This window comes from Mesorhizobium caraganae, from assembly GCF_016836705.1.
Classification (GTDB): domain Bacteria; phylum Pseudomonadota; class Alphaproteobacteria; order Rhizobiales; family Rhizobiaceae; genus Mesorhizobium; species Mesorhizobium caraganae.
The window spans coordinates 70,977-88,973 of record NZ_JAFCGY010000018.1; the positions used below are offsets into that span (position 1 = coordinate 70,977).

General features: G+C 63.4%; 18 protein-coding genes. 9 read left to right on the forward strand and 9 right to left on the reverse strand.

Annotation, left to right across the window (positions count from 1 at the left end):
• Positions 1–8: 8 nt before the first annotated feature.
• Positions 9–824, forward strand: a complete 816-nt coding sequence (locus tag JQK88_RS24600; protein ID WP_203279703.1) for a class I SAM-dependent methyltransferase — start codon at positions 9–11, stop codon at positions 822–824.
• Between the two features lie 9 nt (positions 825–833).
• On the opposite strand, the gene JQK88_RS24605 is transcribed toward JQK88_RS24600, so the two are convergent.
• The gene (locus tag JQK88_RS24605; RefSeq protein ID WP_112562662.1) at positions 834–1,328 is read right to left on the reverse strand and encodes a DUF2244 domain-containing protein; all 495 of its coding nucleotides are present in this window, start codon (positions 1,326–1,328) and stop codon (positions 834–836) included.
• A 22-nt stretch (positions 1,329–1,350) separates the two neighbouring features.
• Between JQK88_RS24605 and nth the strand changes: the two genes are divergently transcribed.
• Positions 1,351–2,151 carry an endonuclease III gene (gene nth / locus JQK88_RS24610; RefSeq protein ID WP_203279704.1) on the forward strand — a complete coding sequence of 267 codons (801 nt, stop codon included), beginning with the start codon at positions 1,351–1,353 and terminating at the stop codon, positions 2,149–2,151.
• Here nth and JQK88_RS24615 read toward each other — a convergent pair.
• The 4 genes from JQK88_RS24615 to JQK88_RS24630 all read right to left on the reverse strand — a co-directional run bounded on the left by JQK88_RS24615 (position 2,148) and on the right by JQK88_RS24630 (position 5,839).
• Positions 2,148–3,656, reverse strand: a complete 1,509-nt coding sequence (locus JQK88_RS24615; RefSeq protein WP_203279705.1) for a tripartite tricarboxylate transporter permease — start codon at positions 3,654–3,656, stop codon at positions 2,148–2,150. The two genes, nth and JQK88_RS24615, sit on opposite strands and share 4 nt — an antisense overlap.
• A 9-nt stretch (positions 3,657–3,665) precedes the next feature.
• Positions 3,666–4,139: a tripartite tricarboxylate transporter TctB family protein gene (locus tag JQK88_RS24620; RefSeq protein ID WP_192259142.1), complete on the reverse strand. Its 474-nt coding sequence runs from the start codon at positions 4,137–4,139 to the stop codon at positions 3,666–3,668.
• A gap of 88 nt (positions 4,140–4,227) precedes the next feature.
• On the reverse strand, positions 4,228–5,205 hold the full coding sequence (locus tag JQK88_RS24625; protein WP_192259141.1) for a tripartite tricarboxylate transporter substrate-binding protein: 978 nt from the start codon (positions 5,203–5,205) through the stop codon (positions 4,228–4,230).
• 178 nt (positions 5,206–5,383) lie between these two features.
• Positions 5,384–5,839: a DUF2214 family protein gene (locus JQK88_RS24630; RefSeq protein ID WP_192259140.1), complete on the reverse strand. Its 456-nt coding sequence runs from the start codon at positions 5,837–5,839 to the stop codon at positions 5,384–5,386.
• Positions 5,840–6,085: 246 nt separating this feature from the next.
• Between JQK88_RS24630 and JQK88_RS24635 the strand changes: the two genes are divergently transcribed.
• Both JQK88_RS24635 and JQK88_RS24640 read left to right on the forward strand, forming a co-directional pair.
• Positions 6,086–6,625: a GNAT family N-acetyltransferase gene (locus JQK88_RS24635; protein ID WP_192259139.1), complete on the forward strand. Its 540-nt coding sequence runs from the start codon at positions 6,086–6,088 to the stop codon at positions 6,623–6,625.
• 121 nt (positions 6,626–6,746) lie between these two features.
• The gene (locus JQK88_RS24640; protein WP_203279706.1) at positions 6,747–7,847 is read left to right on the forward strand and encodes an OmpA family protein; all 1,101 of its coding nucleotides are present in this window, start codon (positions 6,747–6,749) and stop codon (positions 7,845–7,847) included.
• Between the two features lie 25 nt (positions 7,848–7,872).
• Here JQK88_RS24640 and JQK88_RS24645 read toward each other — a convergent pair whose 3' ends face one another.
• The gene (locus JQK88_RS24645; RefSeq protein ID WP_203279707.1) at positions 7,873–10,359 is read right to left on the reverse strand and encodes an EAL domain-containing protein; all 2,487 of its coding nucleotides are present in this window, start codon (positions 10,357–10,359) and stop codon (positions 7,873–7,875) included.
• A gap of 330 nt (positions 10,360–10,689) precedes the next feature.
• A complete protein-coding gene (locus JQK88_RS24650) occupies positions 10,690–11,442 on the reverse strand; it encodes an IclR family transcriptional regulator (protein WP_192259136.1) in 753 nt (250 codons plus the stop codon).
• Positions 11,443–11,748: 306 nt separating this feature from the next.
• On the opposite strand from JQK88_RS24650, the gene JQK88_RS24655 reads away from it, so the two are divergent.
• From JQK88_RS24655 to JQK88_RS24675, 5 genes are all read left to right on the forward strand, one after another.
• Positions 11,749–12,726: a Bug family tripartite tricarboxylate transporter substrate binding protein gene (locus JQK88_RS24655; protein ID WP_142869019.1), complete on the forward strand. Its 978-nt coding sequence runs from the start codon at positions 11,749–11,751 to the stop codon at positions 12,724–12,726.
• Between the two features lie 127 nt (positions 12,727–12,853).
• On the forward strand, positions 12,854–13,390 hold the full coding sequence (locus tag JQK88_RS24660; RefSeq protein WP_203279708.1) for a tripartite tricarboxylate transporter TctB family protein: 537 nt from the start codon (positions 12,854–12,856) through the stop codon (positions 13,388–13,390).
• A gap of 4 nt (positions 13,391–13,394) precedes the next feature.
• Positions 13,395–14,918, forward strand: coding sequence for a tripartite tricarboxylate transporter permease (locus JQK88_RS24665; RefSeq protein WP_203279709.1), 1,524 nt, complete (start codon positions 13,395–13,397; stop codon positions 14,916–14,918).
• 15 nt (positions 14,919–14,933) lie between these two features.
• On the forward strand, positions 14,934–16,112 hold the full coding sequence (locus tag JQK88_RS24670; protein WP_203279710.1) for a CaiB/BaiF CoA transferase family protein: 1,179 nt from the start codon (positions 14,934–14,936) through the stop codon (positions 16,110–16,112).
• Positions 16,109–16,960 (forward strand): citryl-CoA lyase, encoded by an 852-nt coding sequence (locus JQK88_RS24675; RefSeq protein ID WP_203279711.1) that lies wholly within the window; start codon positions 16,109–16,111, stop codon positions 16,958–16,960. Before JQK88_RS24670 ends, JQK88_RS24675 begins: the two co-directional genes overlap by 4 nt.
• 3 nt (positions 16,961–16,963) lie before the next feature.
• Here the strand turns inward: JQK88_RS24675 and JQK88_RS24680 are convergent, their stop codons facing one another.
• Positions 16,964–17,440: an NUDIX hydrolase gene (locus JQK88_RS24680; RefSeq protein ID WP_192259131.1), complete on the reverse strand. Its 477-nt coding sequence runs from the start codon at positions 17,438–17,440 to the stop codon at positions 16,964–16,966.
• Between the two features lie 123 nt (positions 17,441–17,563).
• A complete protein-coding gene (locus JQK88_RS24685; protein WP_203279712.1) occupies positions 17,564–17,836 on the reverse strand; it encodes a hypothetical protein in 273 nt (90 codons plus the stop codon).
• Between the last annotated feature and the right edge of the window lie 161 nt (positions 17,837–17,997).

Below are 17,997 nucleotides of genomic sequence, written 5' to 3' on the forward strand. Positions count from 1 at the left end.
AGCTGCCGATGGCCGGCGAAAAGGTAAATCTGACCGGGGCAAGGGAGACCTTGCTGATGACACTCTACGGCAAGGCGCTGGAGAGCCGGCTGGCGCATTCGCTGCTCAAGGACCGTTTCGCCGACGAGGCTGTGCGCGCCATCGACTATGATTTCTCGCGGCTCAAGGTCGACAGCAATCTCGGCATCGGCCTGGCGATCCGCGCCAGGACGTTTGATGTTCGTGTTCAGGACTTCATCGCCAGGAATCCCGGAGCCATCGTGCTGCATCTCGGCTGCGGGCTCGATACGCGCATCTTGCGCGTCGATCCGCCCGATGGCGTGGAGTGGTTCGATGTGGATTTTCCTGACGTCATCGCGCTCAGGCGCAAGCTCTACCCGTCCCGAGACAATTATCACCTCGTCGCGTCGTCGGTGACCGAACCGGACTGGCTGACGCAAGTGCCACGCAATCGCCCGGCCGTCGTGGTGATGGAGGGGCTGACGCCCTATCTCCCGGCCGAGGAAGGGCCGCGCCTGTTGTCGCGTCTCGTCTCGCATCTTGCCGGTGGCGAGCTGATGTTCGACGCCTACAGCCGCTTCGGCCTGAAGATGCTTCGCCTCAATCCGACCATCAGGGCGACAGGCGCCGAAGTCCACTGGGCGATCGACGACCCGCACGAGCTGGAGCGCGCCGTTCCGAAGCTGCGCTTCGTCGATGATATCTCGGCCTATAGCGCCGAACGCACAGCTCACATGGGCTGGTCGGCGAAACTGTTCATCGGGCTGTGGAGACACATTCCCGCGCTGCGCAAGGTCGGCAGAATCTTGCGCTACCGGTTCTGAGGCGCCGGGTCAGCGCGTTTTAGCGGTCGCCAGCGCGCGTGAGAACGCGGTGGCAAAACTCTCACGGGAATCTGGGTCCAGGAATGAGCCGATCGGTACATTCTGCCCCTGTGCTTCCACTGTCATCCTGGTGATACCGATCTCGGCGTGGCGGGCGACGGAAAAGCGCGCCCAGAACGGGTTGAAGCGATGCGCCTCCGATTTGCCCGAGGGCGCGGTCTTGCGGATGTCGAGGCTGGTGCGTGACACCGAGACCTCCTCGCGGGCGCGGGCGGCGCGGTAATTGGCGCGGAAGGCGATGTAGACGGCGATCACGTCGAGCCCGAAGAAGCCGAACACCGGCCAGGCGCCGCGCGACAGGAAAAACGCCCCGGTCACCACCCAACCGAACAGCAGCGCGCCCATCAGGATCAGGAAGCCCGTCCTTCCCAGCGACCGGTGTGGGGTCAACAATGCGTGAAAGAAGGGCTCGTCAGCCTGAAACGAGGCGTTTGTGTCGCTCATGGCGGGATATTATAGGAGGGAAATGGCTAGCCCCAAGTCCAAAGATTCTTCCATGCCCAAAAGTGAACTGCCGCCAGGCCGGCGCGACGGCTCGAACGCGAAGCCACGGCCGGCAAGGGTTCGTTCGCTCTACAGCGCCGCCGAAGTGCATGAGATTTTCCGGCGGTTTTCGGTGCAGCGGCCGGAGCCGAAGGGCGAACTCGAGCACGTCAACGCCTTCACGCTGCTGGTGGCGGTTGTGCTGTCGGCGCAGGCGACCGATGCCGGCGTCAACAAGGCGACGCGGGCGCTGTTCAAGGTCGCCGACACGCCGCAGAAAATGCTGGCGATGGGCGAGGCCAGGGTCGGCGAGTACGTCAAAACCATCGGGCTCTGGCGCAACAAGGCCAAGAACGTGATTGCGCTGGCGGAAGCGCTGATCCGCGACTATGGCGGCGAGGTGCCTGGCGACAGGGATGAATTGGTCAAGCTGCCGGGGGTCGGGCGCAAGACCGCCAATGTCGTGCTCAACATGGCGTTCGGTCAGCACACGATGGCGGTTGACACGCATATTTTTCGCATCGGCAACCGGCTCGGCCTGGCGCCCGGCAAGACGCCGGAACAGGTCGAGCAGGGACTGCTGCGGATCATACCGGACGAGTATATGCGCCATGCGCATCACTGGCTGATCCTGCATGGCCGCTATGTCTGCAAGGCGCGCAAGCCCGATTGCGCGGCCTGCGTCATTGCCGATATCTGCAAGGCGGCGGAGAAGACCACCGATGTGCCGGCGCCGCTGGTGGAAATCGCTGCGCTCGGCCCTTCGGACGTCCCGGATAACTAGTTCTCCTCCACGAACACCTCTTCGCGCTTCTTCTTGACCGACGGCAGGAAGACGACGACGAGCACGGCGACTGCCACGAGCAGCAGGCCGGCGCTGATCGGCCGCGTCACGAAGGTCGAGGGGTCGCCGCGCGACAGGATCATGGCGCGGCGCAGGTTTTCCTCCAGCAACGGGCCGAGCACGAAGCCGAGCAGCAGCGGTGCGGGTTCGCAGCGCAGCTTGGTCAGGACGTAGCCGAGCAGGCCGAAGAAGGCGACGGCATGGAGATCGAAGGCGTTGGTGTTGACGCTGTAAACGCCGATCGAGCAGAACGCCATGATGATCGGGAAGAGCACATAATAGGGGATCGTCAACAGCTTCACCCACAGCCCGATCAGCGGCAGGTTCAGCACGATCAGCATCAGATTGCCGATCCACATCGAGGCGATGATGCCCCAGAACAGTGCCGGCTGCTCTGTCGCGACATTGGGACCGGGCACGATGCCCTGGATGATCATGGCGCCGATCATCAGCGCCATGACCGGGTTGGCCGGAATGCCCAGCGTCAGCATCGGGATGAAGGACGTCTGGGCGCCGGCATTGTTGGCTGATTCCGGCCCGGCGACGCCGGCGATCGCACCCTTGCCGAATTCCTCAGGGTGTTTCGAGACGCGCTTTTCGACCGTGTAGGAGGCAAAGGCGGCAAGCACCGCGCCGCCGCCGGGCAGGATGCCGAGCGCCGAACCGATGATGGTGCCGCGCACGATAGGTGCCGCCATGGCCTTGAAGTCGTCGCGCGTCGGCATCAGGCCGGACACCTTTTTGATCAGCACCGAGCGCTCGTGTTCGTTTTCGAGGTTGCGCAGGATCTCGGCAATGCCGAACACGCCCACCGCCACCGCGACGAAGTTCAGCCCGTCGGCATATTCGCGAATGCCGAGCGTGAAGCGTGGCGTGCCGGTGTAGATGTCGGTGCCGACAATGCCGAGCAGCAGGCCGAGCACGACCATCGCCAGCGCCTTGACGATCGAGCCATGGGCGAGCGCGACGGACGAGACGAGGCCGACGATCATCAGCGAAAAATACTCCGCCGCGCCGAATTGCAGCGCTATCGCCGTCAGCGGCGGGGCAAAGACAGCGACCAGGAAGGTCGACACCGTGCCGGCGAAGAACGAACCGATCGCGGCGATCGCGAGCGCCGCCCCGGCGCGGCCGTTGCGAGCCATCTGGTAGCCGTCGATCGCGGTGACGGCCGAGGAGGATTCGCCGGGCATGTTGATGAGGATGGCGGTGGTCGAGCCGCCATACTGGGCGCCGTAGTAGATGCCGGCAAGCATGATGAGCGAGGAGACCGGGTCGCCGATCTGGAAGGTGATCGGCAACAGCATGGCGATGGTTGCGGTGGCGCCGATGCCGGGCAGGACGCCGATCAGCGTGCCGAGCAGAACGCCGATCAGGCAGAAACCGAGATTGGCCGGCGTTGTCGCCGTCGAAAAGCCGAGTTCGAGGTTTTTGAGCAGGTCCATCTCATCACCTCAGAATGCCGGCCATTGGGGCAGCCAGGGGCCGAAGCGCTGGAACGGCAGCCCGAGCGCGTAGCTGAAGACCAGGACCGAAAACAGCGTCAGGCCGGCTGACAGCACAAGCGCGGTCAGCGGCTTCATGCGGCCGCTGGCAAAGGAGGCGATCAGCGCGGTCAGGAAGATCGACGGGACGAAGCCAAGGCCGCGCACCGTCAGGCCGAAGAAGATCGGCGCCGGCAGGATGAACAGCATGCCGCGCCAGGCAATGGGGCCGATCGGTTCACCTTCGACGCGCACCGCCTGGATAAGGATGATGGCGCCGAGCACGATCAGCACGATCGCCAGCACCAGCGGGAAATAGCCCGGTCCCATGCGGAAGGCGGTGCCGATTTCGAGGCCGAGCGATTGTATGGCAAAAAAGGCGCCGAAAAAGATGAACAGCGCGGCGCACAGGCCGTTTGTCCGGTCGATTGCGAAAGGTTTCATGACGGTCCTCCCCAGACCTTGCAGCGGCCTGCCGTTGCAAATGTGAAAACGAATGAAAGCGGGCGCCGGAAGCGCCCCGTTCAAGCCCTCAGTCGGCGTACTGGCCGGCGGCTTCGATGATCGGCTTCCAGCGCATGATCTCGCCTTCCAGCTTGGCCTTCAGCGCCGCCGGCGTCGCATCGGCTTCGGATGACGGCTTGGTGCCGAGTTCGGCGAAGCGGGCGATGACGTTGGGGTCCTTCAGCGCGACCTGGAGCGACTTCGACAGCCGGTCGGTGATTGCGGCCGGCGTACCTTTCGGCGCATAGAGGCCGTGCCAGATGCCGACCTGCACTGCGGGCAGGCCGCCTTCGATCGTCGTCGGGACGTCCTTCATGACATCGAGGCGTTCCGGCGTGGTGACGGCATAGGCCTTGATCGTGCCGCCCTGGATCTGCTTGGTGGTGTTGGTGGTCTGGTCGCACATGATATCGACCTGGCCGCCGAGAAGGTCGGTCATGGCCGGGCCGGTGCCCTTGTAAGGCACGGTGACCAGCGGCGTGCCGATGGCGCTCATGAACAGCATGCCGCACAGATGCGAGGCCGCCCCGATGCCGGCATTGGCGACGGTGATGGAGTCCTTGTTGGCCTTGGCGTATTCGACCAGCCCTTTGAGATCGGTCGGCTCCAGGTCCTTGCGGGCGACGATGGCCATCGGCACCTCGGTGACGAGGCCGACATATTCGAAAGCGTTCAGCGTGTCGTAGGCGAGCTTCCTGTAGAGTGTGGCACTTGTCGCCATGCCGATGTGATGGAGGAGCAGCGTGTAGCCGTCCGGGTCGGCGTTGGCGACGCGGCCGGCGCCCAGCGTGCCGCCGGCGCCGCCAACATTCTCGACGATGATCTGCTGGCCGAGATCCTTCGACATGGCTTCGGCGACAAGGCGCGTGACCGTATCGGTCGGACCGCCGGCTGCAAACGGCACGACGACGGTGATGGTGCGCTCGGGATAGGTCTGTGCTGAGGCGGTGAAGGAGTAAAGCGTGACGGCCGCGGCGGCGGCCAGGGCGGTAACGAATTTCCTCATCGTAATTCTCCTCCCAGGATATCAATTTCCAACCGTTGCCCGGAACCCGCCAGCGATGTGCAACATTGGCAGGCTAACAGATTGTCGCCTGACGCAAACTGCAAAATACAGTCGTCCGCAAGCATGGCGATCGGTGGGGAGTATGCCGGCGGCGATGCGGTTTCGTGTTGGCGTTGCTTCAATAACCGTAGCCGCGCGCCATGGCCGCCGCGAAGATCGGGATCAGCAGGAAGATGAAGGCTTCGGCGCGCACATAGGTCTTCACCGAGGCGAGTTCGGCCGCCGGCACCTGGAAGCCGGGACCGGCGCTGGCCTGCCGGTTCCAGGAGATGAAGCGGATGGTGGGCACGATGGATAGCAGACCGACGACAGCGAATGCCGCCATCTTGGCCCAGAACATCCAGTTGTAGACGTAGAACTCCCAGCCCTTCAGGCCATAGATGACACGGCCAATGCCGATGATGATGATCAGACTGGCGATGATGCCATAGTGGCGGTCGATGCCGGCAAGCCGTTTGAGCGTGGCGGCGGAGAGGTCGCCGCGGATCAGGACAAATTCGGCGCCGATGATGCCGGCCAGCGAGAACACCAGCAGGTGATGGAAAATGGCAAGCACAAGATCGGTGGTGTCCATGGCGCTCTCCTCCCATCGGCGGTATCGAGACCGGCCCTCGCCGGGTCGGTTGCGGAAGGTAGCATCGTTCGGCGGAATTCCCAGAGGCGGGCTACTTCTGGTCCAGTCATCAGTGTCATCGACGCCACATCCTGACCCTAGCTTGATTAATCGAGATAGCTTGCCTGGCTGTACGATGATCCGCCTTGGCCCTTGTTGGCGAGCGTTGGTCTGTTAAGCGACGACCGTCAACGGAGGCAGAGTTTCATGGGCAGTCCAAAAGCAGCCGGCGTTCCGGTTCTCGAAACGGAGCGGACCATCATGCGGGCGCATCGGATCGATGACTTCGACGACTATGCCGTCATGTGGGCCAGTCCCGTCACCACCCGCTTCATCAGCGGCAAGCCGCGGACGCGCGAGGAAAGTTGGATGCGATTCCTCAGGCACGCCGGCTTGTGGTCGCTGCTCGGCTACGGCTTCTGGGCGATCGAGGACAAGGCCAGCGGCCGTTTCATCGGCGAGGCCGGGTTCCACGATCTCAAGCGCGATATCGAGCCTTCGCTCGAAGGCATCCCCGAAGCTGGCTGGGCGCTGGCGCCGCAGGCGCATGGCAAGGGTTTTGCCAGCGAAGTCGTCAGGCGGGCGCTGGCCTGGGGCGACGAAACCTTTGCCGGCGCCAGAACCGTCTGCATCATCGATCCAGAAAACACCGGCTCGCTGAACGTCGCGGCAAAATGCGGCTACACCAAAGTGCTGGAAACCACTTATCACGATGGGCCGACCATCCTGCTTGAGCGGCTGGTGTGAAGCACTTCATCGATGCAATTGCCTCGTTCTGCAAAAATTGCCATCCTGATCTAGCTACGCAATTCCTGTGGGGAAAACCGCTCGCACTTTTCCTGGAATTGCTCTTTGGGGGAGGCTGACCATGCGTACGATCGATGCGATACTTGCAAAGCTTTTCTGGGCCGGGCTGCTCATCTTTGCGACCGTGCGGCTGGCTGGCGCCGATGCGACGGTGCCGACCGCCGACATCGAAGGCGCGGCCGACAATCATCTGGCTAAGCGTTATGAGGGGTCGTTCATCGTCTCCTATGAAAAATTCGCCTATACCGATTTCACCGTGCCGCTGTCGCCGCTGAAGCCGAGCGCCGATGCGGACGCGCGCGATACGATGAACAATCGCATCTATGCACCGGACAAGAAGGCCGAGGTCGAGGGTGCGCTGACCCGCATCGCCTATGTGCTGCCGGCCGAGCGCTCGCCGCTGGAAGTGCTGCGCAACTATCAGGATGTGATCGAGGCGGCCGGCGGCGAAGTCCTGTTCGAATGCAAGAAGGAAGAGTGCGGCGGCGCTGCCGGCCGGTCGTCGAGCGGCGGTGGCGGCGACATGAGCCTGATGATGTATTTCTTCCATGAAAGCGACATCAAGGACGCGGCGTTTTCCAACGGCGCATGTGCGTTGACTTCGGGCCTCAACGACCAGCGCTTTTTCGCCGCCAAGGTCCCGCAGGACGGCGGCGACGCGTACGTCACCGTGCAGGCCTATTCCCTGATCAACGACCTCTACTGCAAGGAACTCAACGGCCGCACCATCGCCGTCGTCCAGGTGCTGGAGCCGAAGGCGCGCGACAAGAAGATGGTGGTCGTCGAGGCCGCCAAGATGGCGGATTCGCTCTCCACCACCGGCTCGATCTCGCTCTACGGCATCTTCTTCGACACCGACAAGTCTGACATCAAGCCGGAATCGGAGCCGACGCTGAAGGAGATATCGACGCTTTTGACCAACGAACCCGGCATGGCGGTGATCGTCGTCGGCCACACCGACAATCAGGGCGCTTTCGACTACAATATCGACCTGTCGTCGCGGCGGGCGCAGTCGGTGAAGGCGGCGCTTGTCTCGAAATACGGCATTGACGGCGGGCGGCTGACTGCCGCCGGCGCCGGCATGATGGCGCCCGTCGCCAGCAATGACGACGAAACCGGCCGCGCCAAGAACCGGCGCGTGGTGCTGGTCAAGGCGAACTGACGAAGTCCGGCAACGGCTTTTCTTGTCATCCGGCCTTGCGCAATTTTCGCGCAAGGCCGTTCCAACGATATTTGTCCGTCCCCTTTGCCGGCCCCGCTGGATTCAGCAGCGTCATGGAGGCGTTGAAAGGTTGCGGCCTGGCTATCGCATAGCCTTGCGCATAGTCGACGCCGATGGTCTTCAGTGCCGCGATGATGCCGTCGCTTTCGACGAATTCGGCAATGGTGCGCTTGCCCATCACCTTGCCGATATGATGGATCATCTCGACCATGGCACGGTCGATCCGATCCTCCAGCATGTCCTTGACGAAGCTGCCGTCGATTTTCAGATAGTCGACGGGCAGGTGTTTCAGGTAGGCGAAGGACGACATGCCGGAGCCGAAGTCGTCGAGGGCGAAGCGGCAACCCAAGCCGCGCAGATCGGCAATGAAGCGCATGGCATTGGCGAGATCGGCGATGGCGCTGGTCTCCGTGATCTCCAGACAAATCATTTTCGGCGGAATGCCATAGGCAAGAAACTGCTCGCGCAGGAAGCCGAGGAAGGTCTCGTCGCCGAAGCTGGCGCCGGAAAGATTGATGGCACAAGTGGTGATGGGGGAGGCCGTTCGATCGGCGAGGCGCGCCGCCAGGACGCCGAAGGTGTTGCGCACGACCCAACGGTCGATCGACGGCATCAACCCATAGCGCTCGGCCGCCGGAATGAAGCTGGCGGGCGAGACGACGAGACCGTCCTCGTCGGTCAACCGCAGCAGGATCTCGATATGCGCGCCGGCTTCGGCGGCCGCCTCGTTCAGCGGCCAGATCTCCTGGGCATGAAGCGCAAAGCGATTTTCTTCCAGCGCGGCATGGAGGCGCTGAACCCAGGCCATCTCGCCGAAGCGTTCGCGCAAGGCGACATCGCTGTCGCTGTGCAGCTGAACCCGGTTGCGGCCTTTTTCCTTGGCCATGTAGCAGGCGACATCCGCAGCCCGCAGGGTCTCTTCAAGCGTGATTTCGGCATTGGTGATCTGAACCATGCCGATACTGACGCTGCTGTTGAAGGGCCTGGCATCCCAGGTGAAATGCAGGTCCTGAACCGTTGCACGCAGGCGTTCGGCGATATCGACAGCGAGATCCGGACTGCAATCGAACAGCAGAACGCCGAACTCGTCGCCACCCAGCCGCGCCAGCATGTCGCCCGGTCGCAGCGCATTGCCGAGGAGAACGGAAATCTGCCGCAGCAACTGATCGCCGGCCGCATGGCCACACGTATCGTTGACAAGCTTGAACTGATCGAGATCCAGGTACATCAGAGCGTGCTGGCGGGACTTGTGACGCAATTCGGCGATTTCCGACGCCAGCCGGCTTTCGAAGTCGTGGCGGTTGGCAAGTCCGGTCAGCGCGTCATGCGAGGCCTGCCAGGAGAGCCGCTCGATGTAGTCCTGCTCGCGCGTCATGTCGTGGAAAGCCAGCACTGCGCCAACCACATGGCCGGAAATGAGCAGTGGTGCCCCGGTCAGCGCCACGGGAATGACCGAGCCGTCGTCGCGCTGCAGTAGTTGCGGGCGGACGTTGGGGCGACGTGGCTCGCCAGCCAGCAGGCGTTCCGCCAACCCGAGTTCCTCGACACCGGTGTCCTTGTCCAGCAAGCGGAACAGCGAGGTGATCGGCTTGCCCCTGGCCGTGTGGAGCGAGTGTGCCAGCAGCCGCTCCGCGACGGGGTTCATGTAGTCCACCAGTCCGTCCGCTTGCGTGCTGATGACAGCCTGGCCAATCGAGGCGAGGGTGATCTGGGCGCGCTCGCGTTCGGCATTGAGGGCGGATTGGAAAGCCCGGCGCTGCGCCAGCAGTTTGCGGGTGCGCCACACGGCGAGCAGGATGAGCAAGGCGGCGGTAGCCAGGTTGGCGAGCGTCAGCGCCACCTTGATGAAACGGGATCCCTCGCCGAGGCTGTCGGAGAAGGCCTTGGAAAGGGGACCGATCAGATGGTTGAGTTGATGGATTTGCGCTTTCCAGGTGCTGATTTGCGCAGCCGAAACTGCCCCTTCCAGAAATCCTTGGTGGATCGTGGTGCCGAGCCGATCGATTTCAAGAATCATGCTGTCGGCGGCCGTCCAATGCTGGATGGCAATGTCGAGATAGCTCACCTTGCGGAAGTTCTGGAACAGCCAGATCAATCCCGCCAGATCGTCAGGGTGGTTGCCGCCCTGCAGGAAGCCGGCGCGGGCGGCGCTGATGTCGGGTTCGGGTTGCTCGAGGGCAAGTCGAGCCGAACGATCGGCGAGCGGAACAGCGATGGCTCCGCGATACTCGTTGAAGAATTCTTCGTTGCCGGTTTCGGCATAGAGACTGAGAAAATAGATGGCCTGCTTCTGTCCCTTGGACCAGTGGCTCTCGCCGCCGACATAGGCGCGTACCGCCGAGAGCGTGTAAAGGCTACCGCTGGCAACCAGGGCCTGGACAAGAACCACGAGGATGAATGGCCAGACCAGCCCGAGAAGACGGGGGCTGGTGTCTGTTGGTGACAGCCTCATCAAGCTTCCATGGGAATAGCCATGGCTCCTCGCGAATTGCCTGCCGACCAGATGCCGGCCAGCCGACGCCCTTTCCCCATGTCGCCCATATCCGGCGACGCTTGTTTGACTAGCCTACGGGCAATAACAGCCAATAAATTCTTCGGCTATTTGCTTCCGGATTGGCCCGATTTCTGTAAAACTTGCCTACGCGGCGTCAGGTGCAATCTTTCGCAAAAGCTGCATTGTATTCGAGTAAACTACAAGAATACATTCGCGGTCGGAGGCCTGCAAGAGCGGCGGAAACACTGTGTGACCGCATGCTTGATTGCGTTGCGGGGTTTGATTGCGCTAGGTGAGGTTGCCAGCTTTCGCGCCAGCGCGTTCAAGGGCTGATGCGTCCTCGCCGAAGGCACGCGTGGCACGGGCCGCCGCCTCCAGAAGGGTCGGCGTCATGCGCCGCAGGAACGCCGCGTCGACACGCATGCTCGGACCGGCAAGCGTCAATGCCCCAAGCAAAATGTGCCCGGGTCCGAACACTGGCGCCGACACGCCCGCCGTCTCCGGGTCGCGGTCGCCGATCGACAGATAGTGGCAGGCCTGGCGAATGGTCTCGTAAGGCTCGCCCGGCTGGCCTGAAAACGCCGCCAGCACGCGACCACCCGAGCCGGCGAGCAACGGCAGCACATCGCCTTCCCGGATCGTGTAGCGGATCGGGTGCTTGGACTCGACGCGATAGAGACAGGTACGGACGTCGCCCGAGCGGACATAGAAGGCGACGCTTTCCCAGCTCTGTTCGGCCAGGTCACGCATGATCGGTAGCAAGATGTCGATGGCCACCACCGAACGCTGGTAGAGCGCGCCAAGCCGGAAGGTGGCCGGCCCGATGCGGTAGCGGCCATCGTCGAGCCGCTCCAGCAACTGCCCGCGCAGCAACGAGTTTGCCAGCCGCAATATGGTGCTCTTGTAGAGCCCGGTCCGCGCCGCGATTTCGGCCAGGCTAAGCGAACGGTCGGCGGTGGCGAAAGCGTCGAGAATGGCGATCGCGCGGTCGAGCGCGGCAACGCCATCGGCCTGTAACGGCTGGGATCGCGCTTCGGTCATCTGACGGACGGTTTCATTCCAGTTTACTCGCTCGGACTAGAGCGTTTCACCGTTCCAGGGAAACGGCGAACCGCTCTATCTCTTTGTTTTTACGCAATTCCTGTGGGAAAACCGATCACATTTTTCCTGGAATTGCTCTACGCCGACCGAAGCGATTGTGTCGCACATCACATGTTCTGTCTAGTAGAACGTCGTTTCTGTTGACAGAACGTACCGAAATCGGCATGAATTTTTGCCGAGCGGGTCTGTTTTCAGGCTACGTTTCTGGCAGGCACCGGAGGAGGTGTCGTGATTTGGAGGAATCCCATGCTGAACAGACGCAGATTTTTGATGAGCACCGCGGCCGCAGGCGCTGCCGGTTTCGTCGCAACGCATTTGACGCCCGCCTTCGCTCAGGATGCACCGCAGATCCAGATCTTCGTGCCGGCCGCGCCCGGCGGCGGCTGGGACCAGACAGGGCGCACCATCGACCAGGTGCTGCGCAGTGAAAAACTGATCTCCGGCTCGCAGATCACCAATGTCGGCGGCGCCGGCGGTACGGTCGGCCTGCCGCAGTTCATCAGCCAGTGGAAGGGCAAGGGCAATTCGCTGATGGTTGCCGGCATGGTCATGGTGGGCGCCATCATCGCCAACAAATCGGCCAACAACCTCTCCGAAGTCACGCCGATCGCCCGCCTCACCGGCGAGTTCGAGGCGCTCGTGGTGCCGGCGGATTCGCCGTTCAAGACGGCCGGCGATTTCGTTGCCGCGCTTAAAGCCGATCCGACCAAGGTGCCGGTTGCCGGCGGCTCGGCCGGCGGTTCCGACCACATATTGTTCGGCCTGATCGCCAAGACGGTCGGCGTTCCGGCAACCAACCTCTCTTATGTGCCGTTCGCCGGTGGCGGCGAGGCGCTGTCGGCGCTGCTCGGCAACCAGGTTGCGGCCGGCATTTCCGGCTTCGGCGAGTTCTCCGAGCAGATCAAGGCAGGCGCGCTTCGGTTGTTGGCGATCTCGGCCGACAAGCGCCAGGACGGCATTGACGCACCGACGATGAAGGAAGCCGGCATCGATGTCGAATTGTTCAACTGGCGCGGCGTCTTCGCACCGCCCGGCGTCTCCGACGCCGACAAGGCGGCGATGGTCACGATGATCGAAACCATGGCCAAGAGCGACGCCTGGGCAACCGAGTGCAAGAACCGCAACTGGACGCCCATCCTTCTGACCGGCGACGACTATGCCAAATTCCTCGCCGACGACACCGCCCGCATCACCGCGATCCTCAAGGATCTCGGCCTCGCCTAAACCTCCAAGGGGGCGGCCAACACCGCCCCCTTCCGACTTTGGCCTGCGGCATGGACATATCATGCGGTGGGAGTGAAACTGCGGATGCGGCCGGCGGGAGGATGGCGGCCATATTGGGAGGACATTGATGAGCAGCAGCGACCAGCAGCCGGCGCCAACGCGCCTTGCCATGCCCGAATTGTTGATCGGCATCGGGCTTCTCGCCTGTGCCGCGGCCGTGGCGTGGCAGACCCTGGCGATCCCGGTGTCGCCGCTCTATTCCAAGGTCGGGCCGACCGTCTTTCCCTACATCACTATGACCGGCATGATCGTGCTTTCGCTGCTGCTCATCCTTGCCGCGGTGCGCGGCGGCTGGCAGCCGCAGGAGGAAAAGGAAACGCCGACCGACTTGAAGGCGATGGGCATCGTCGTTGCCGGCCTGGTCGCAAATCTGGTGCTGATCCAGCCGCTCGGTTTCACCGCCGCCTCCGTCATCATGTTCGTGCTTGTCTGTTACGGCTTCGGCAGCAGGCACACGCTGCGCGACGCGCTGACTGGCCTGATCCTGGCGCTTGCCGCCTATTTCGGCTTTGCCAGGGCGCTCGGCGTCAACATCGGCGCCGGCTTCATCGAAAACCAGCTGAACACGGTGATCGACGCGATCATCACGACGTTGAGGGGCTGACGCCATGGAGACGCTCAGCCATCTCGGTCACGGATTTTCCGTCGCCTTCTCACCGATGAACCTGTTGTGGTGCCTGGTCGGCACCACGCTCGGCACCGCCATCGGCGTGCTGCCCGGCCTCGGGCCGGCACTAACCATCGCGCTTTTGTTGCCGATCACCTACCAGGTGGCGCCGGAGGCCTCCTTCATCCTGTTCGCCGGCATCTATTACGGCGCCATGTATGGCGGCTCGACGACGTCGATCCTGCTCAACACACCCGGCGAAAGCGCCACCATCGTCACCGCGCTGGAAGGCAACAGGATGGCCCGCTCCGGCCGTGGCGGCGCGGCACTGGCGACCTCGGCGATCGGCTCCTTCGTCGCTGGCACCATCGGCACGCTGGGCGTCGCCTTCCTGGCGCCGGTGGTGGTGAAGTTCGCGCTGGCTTTCGGGCCGGCCGAATATTTCTCGCTGATGGTGCTCGCCTTCATCACGGTGTCAGCGGTGCTCGGCTCGTCGTCCGTGCGCGGCCTCACCAGCCTGTTCATCGGCTTCGTCATCGGCATGATCGGCGTCGACCTGCAGACCGGACAGCCGCGCTTCACCTTCGGCATGAACGAACTGCTCGACGGTGTCGATGTCATCATTGCCGCGGTCGGCCTGTTTGCGGTCGGCGAGACGCTCTACATGGCCTCGCGCCGCTATGCCGGCAAGGACGAGATCGTGCCGCTCAAGGGCTCGCTCTACATGACGGCCGCCGAATGGGGGCGCTCGTGGAAGCCATGGCTGCGCGGCGCCTTAATCGGCTTCCCGATCGGCGCCATGCCTGCCGGCGGCGCCGAGATCCCGACCTTCCTGTCCTATGCCATCGAAAAGAAGCTGTCGAAGCACAAGGAGGAGTTCGGCACGGTCGGCGCCATCGAGGGCGTGGCCGGACCCGAAGCCGCCAACAATGCCTCAGCCGCCGGCGTGCTGGTGCCGATGCTGACGCTCGGCCTGCCGACCTCGGCGACGGCCGCGATCATGCTGTCGGCCTTCCAGAGCTACGGTATCAATCCGGGACCGCTGCTGCTGACGACGCAGGCCGATCTGGTCTGGGGCCTGATCGCCAGCCTGTTCATCGCCAACGTCATCCTGGTCATCCTCAACCTGCCGCTGATCGGGCTGTGGGTGCGGTTGTTGAAAATTCCGGCGCCGCAGCTCTACGCCGGCATCCTGGTGTTCGCCACCGTCGGCACCTACGGCATCTCGCAATCGCCGATCGATCTCATCATCCTCTACCTCCTGGGGGCCGCCGGCTTCCTGATGCGGCGCTTCGATTTCCCGACCGCGCCGGTGATCATCGGCATGATCCTGGGGCCGCTCGCCGAAACGCAGTTCCGCCGGGCGATGACGATCTCGAATGGAGACTGGTCGGTGTTCTACACCCACAAGCTGTCGCTGGTGCTGCTGATCCTTGCCTTCATCGGCCTCGCCGGTCCGCATATCTGGGCCTTCATTGAGCATAGGCGCCGGCGCGGACCGGAGCATGTGCCGGGCGATGCCTGAGCGATCTGGAGCGTCATGACCGATCTGCTTGCCGGCATCCGTGTTCTCGACCTGACCAATGTGCTGGCCGGGCCTTACTGCGCCTACCAGCTGGCGCTGCTCGGCGCCGACGTCATCAAGGTCGAGGCGCCGCAAGGCGGCGATCTGGCGCGCCAGCTCGGCGCCTCGCCGGCGCTCAACAAAGCCGGCATGGGCGCATCGTTCCTGGCGCAGAACGCCGGCAAACGATCGGTGATGCTCGATCTCAAGAGCGAGGCCGATCGCGAACGCTTCCTCGACCTGGTCGCCTCGGCCGACGCGCTGGTCGAGAATTTTCGTCCCGGCGTGATGGAGCGCCTTGGGCTCGGCTATGAGAAGCTGAAAGAGGTTCGCCCCGGTCTCGTCTATTGCGCCATATCGGGGTTCGGCCAGACCGGGCCGATGCGCGACAATCCGGCCTACGACCAGATCATCCAGGGGCTTTCCGGCATTATGAGCATCACCGGCACGCCGGAGACCGCACCCTTGCGGGTCGGTTATCCCGTCGCCGACACGCTGGGTGGACTGGTCGGGGCGTTCGCCATTGCCGCAGCACTTGTGAAGCAGAAGACCTCAGGCGAGGGCGCGTTTCTCGATGTCTCGATGCTCGAATGCACGCTGTCGGCGCTCGGCTGGCCGGTGTCCAACTACCTGACGGCCGGCGTCGAGCCAAAGCCGATGGGCAATGAGAACATGACGGCGGCGCCCTCCGGTGCGTTTCGCACCGGCGACGGCCTGCTCAACATCGCCGCCAACAAGCAGGAACAGTTCGTCACGCTGTGCCGGTTGATCGGTCAACCGGAGCTGGCATCGGATTCGCGCTTTGCCGAACGCGAGACGCGCAAGCAGAACCGTGCGGCGCTGAAGGCGCTGATCGAGACGGCTCTGGCCAGTGGCTCGGCCGCCGCCTGGGAAGAAAAGTTCAACCGCGCCGGCGTGCCGGCGGGCCGGGTGCTGACCATCCCGCAGGTGCTGGGCGAGCGCCAGGTGACTGAGCGCGACATGACCACCCGCTTCCAGGGCCTGCCCGGCATGGAGCAGCCGCTGACCGTCGTGCGCGGCGGCTTCATGGTCGATGGCCAGGCACCCTTGCCGGTCCTGCCGCCGCCTGAGCTCGGCGAACACATGGACGAGGTTTTTTCCACCCTGCCGCCGCGCACCAGGAGAAGCGCGTGAGCGAGCTTGAGAAAAAAACCGGCCGCGAGCGCGGTGAGGAATGGTGGCAGACCGGCATCATCGAGATGAGCCCGGGCATCATCCGGCTACGCGGCTATGAAATCCAGGATTTGATCGGCCGCGTCAGCTTTCCGGCTGTCATCTGGCTGATGCTGCGCGGCGAACTGCCAAGCGAGGACCAGGCGGCGCTGCTTGGCATTGCGCTGGGGGCAGCCGTCGACCACGGGCCGCAGGCGCCGTCGATCGCCATTGCCCGCATGGCCATCACCTGTGGCGTCGGCATCAACAGCGCCATGGCCTCGGCCGTCAACGTGCTGGGCGACGTGCATGGCGGCGCCGGGGAACAGGCGCTGTCCTTCTATGGCGACATTGCCGTGGCGCTCGACGCGGGTGCGACGCTGGACGAGGCGGTCTCGGCGCGGCTCGATCGCTTCTTCGCCGAGGAGAAGGGCTATGTGCCGGGGTATGGCCACCGCTTCCATCCGATCGATCCGCGCGCGCCGAGGCTGATCGAGGTGACCCGCGATTTTGCCGCGCGCGGCGTCGTCAGCGGACGCTTCGCCGACATCGCCGAGGCTGTCGAGGCGGAGGTGGCGCGGCGCAAGCGCAAGAAGATACCGCTCAACATCGACGGCGCCACCGCCGTCATCTATGGCGAACTCGGCTTTCCGCCGCCGCTGACGCGCGGCCTGTTCGTGTTGTCGCGCTCGGTCGGCATCCTGGCGCATGCCTGGGAGCAGTCGCAGCAGAGCGACCGCAACAAAGGACCGCTGCCGCGCGAATGGCTGTGGGCCTATACAGGCACGCCCGTGCGGCCGTTTCCCGCTGAAGGCGACGAGGGCAAGTGAGGCTCAGGTCGGGTCTGGCACCGCTGGCTGCGTGGTTGCCAGGTTTGCCATCAATGTCGAAAGATCGGGCTCATCGATGAGCAACGCCGCGTCTTGCGGCTTGAGCCAGGCGCGCTGGCGGCTCTTGGCCTCTTGCCAGTTGGCCAGTTCCTCGGACACTTCGAGCAGGTAGACGACGACGTCGACGCGGACGAAGTTGGTTTCCAACCGCTTCCAGTAGGAATAGCTGCCGGCCGGTTCCTTGAGCGTCTTGCCGAGCACGCCGGCCTCTTCGCGTGCCTCGATGGTGGCGGCCTTGCGCCCGCTCTTGCCCTTCATCGGCCAGCCCTTTGGCACGATGAAGCGCTTCGTCGTGCGCGACGTCACCAGCATCACTTCGAAATTACCGTCAACGTCCAGGCGAAAGGGTATGGCGGCGACCTGGCGAATCCGTTCACCTCGCCTTGCCTTGCGCACCGCCTTTTTCTTCGTCGTCGCCATAAGCTGAAAACCCGGTCGGCGGGCGCACCGCCGCACGCCCGCCTGCAAACCCCAAAAATGCCCGCGAGGCAATGAAGCATTTTTATTAGATAAGTCGACTAAGTAAATTGCAAGCGACCGATATCAACGGCAAACACGCACAATCTGGTTGCCGACGATCTGAATCGGGCAAGCTTGCCTGACGACCGGCACTTCAGGGCGCGGCTGCGGCACGATCCGGCGGTCCTGGTCGCGATATTGCTGCTGCTGTTGCTGGAACTGCTGCCGCTGCAGGCTGTTGCGCAACTGCTGCAGCTCGTTCTGCTGGATCAGCCGGTTTGTGCCGGGATTGACGGCCTGCGCCGAGGCAGATTGCACATTGCCCGGCAGCGTCACCGCCGCCAGCATCGCCGACATCAGAATTGTCGATAGACGAAGCGTCGACATTGGTTCATTCCCGCACAGACATAGCCTCCCTTTTATATAGGGCGTTCGTCCCGATCTGCCATGGTTGCGAAATCGGCGGAGCCAGTGGCGGATGGGACCTGCCCGCACTTGACAGAAAAGATCGAATGAAC

Coding starts and splice junctions, on each gene's coding strand:
- JQK88_RS24650 (WP_192259136.1), bottom strand. CDS start 11,442: ATGACCGAAGCGCGATCCCAGCCGTTACAGGCCGATGGCGTTGCCGCG.
- JQK88_RS24620 (WP_192259142.1), bottom strand. CDS start 4,139: ATGAAACCTTTCGCAATCGACCGGACAAACGGCCTGTGCGCCGCGCTG.
- JQK88_RS24660 (WP_203279708.1), top strand. CDS start 12,854: ATGAGCAGCAGCGACCAGCAGCCGGCGCCAACGCGCCTTGCCATGCCC.
- JQK88_RS24630 (WP_192259140.1), bottom strand. CDS start 5,839: ATGGACACCACCGATCTTGTGCTTGCCATTTTCCATCACCTGCTGGTG.
- JQK88_RS24600 (WP_203279703.1), top strand. CDS start 9: ATGGCCGGCGAAAAGGTAAATCTGACCGGGGCAAGGGAGACCTTGCTG.
- JQK88_RS24635 (WP_192259139.1), top strand. CDS start 6,086: ATGGGCAGTCCAAAAGCAGCCGGCGTTCCGGTTCTCGAAACGGAGCGG.
- JQK88_RS24605 (WP_112562662.1), bottom strand. CDS start 1,328: ATGAGCGACACAAACGCCTCGTTTCAGGCTGACGAGCCCTTCTTTCAC.
- JQK88_RS24670 (WP_203279710.1), top strand. CDS start 14,934: ATGACCGATCTGCTTGCCGGCATCCGTGTTCTCGACCTGACCAATGTG.
- nth (WP_203279704.1), top strand. CDS start 1,351: ATGGCTAGCCCCAAGTCCAAAGATTCTTCCATGCCCAAAAGTGAACTG.
- JQK88_RS24655 (WP_142869019.1), top strand. CDS start 11,749: ATGCTGAACAGACGCAGATTTTTGATGAGCACCGCGGCCGCAGGCGCT.
- JQK88_RS24680 (WP_192259131.1), bottom strand. CDS start 17,440: ATGGCGACGACGAAGAAAAAGGCGGTGCGCAAGGCAAGGCGAGGTGAA.
- JQK88_RS24685 (WP_203279712.1), bottom strand. CDS start 17,836: ATGTCGGCGATGCTGGCGGCGGTGACGCTGCCGGGCAATGTGCAATCT.
- JQK88_RS24640 (WP_203279706.1), top strand. CDS start 6,747: ATGCGTACGATCGATGCGATACTTGCAAAGCTTTTCTGGGCCGGGCTG.
- JQK88_RS24615 (WP_203279705.1), bottom strand. CDS start 3,656: ATGGACCTGCTCAAAAACCTCGAACTCGGCTTTTCGACGGCGACAACG.
- JQK88_RS24645 (WP_203279707.1), bottom strand. CDS start 10,359: ATGAGGCTGTCACCAACAGACACCAGCCCCCGTCTTCTCGGGCTGGTC.
- JQK88_RS24665 (WP_203279709.1), top strand. CDS start 13,395: ATGGAGACGCTCAGCCATCTCGGTCACGGATTTTCCGTCGCCTTCTCA.
- JQK88_RS24625 (WP_192259141.1), bottom strand. CDS start 5,205: ATGAGGAAATTCGTTACCGCCCTGGCCGCCGCCGCGGCCGTCACGCTT.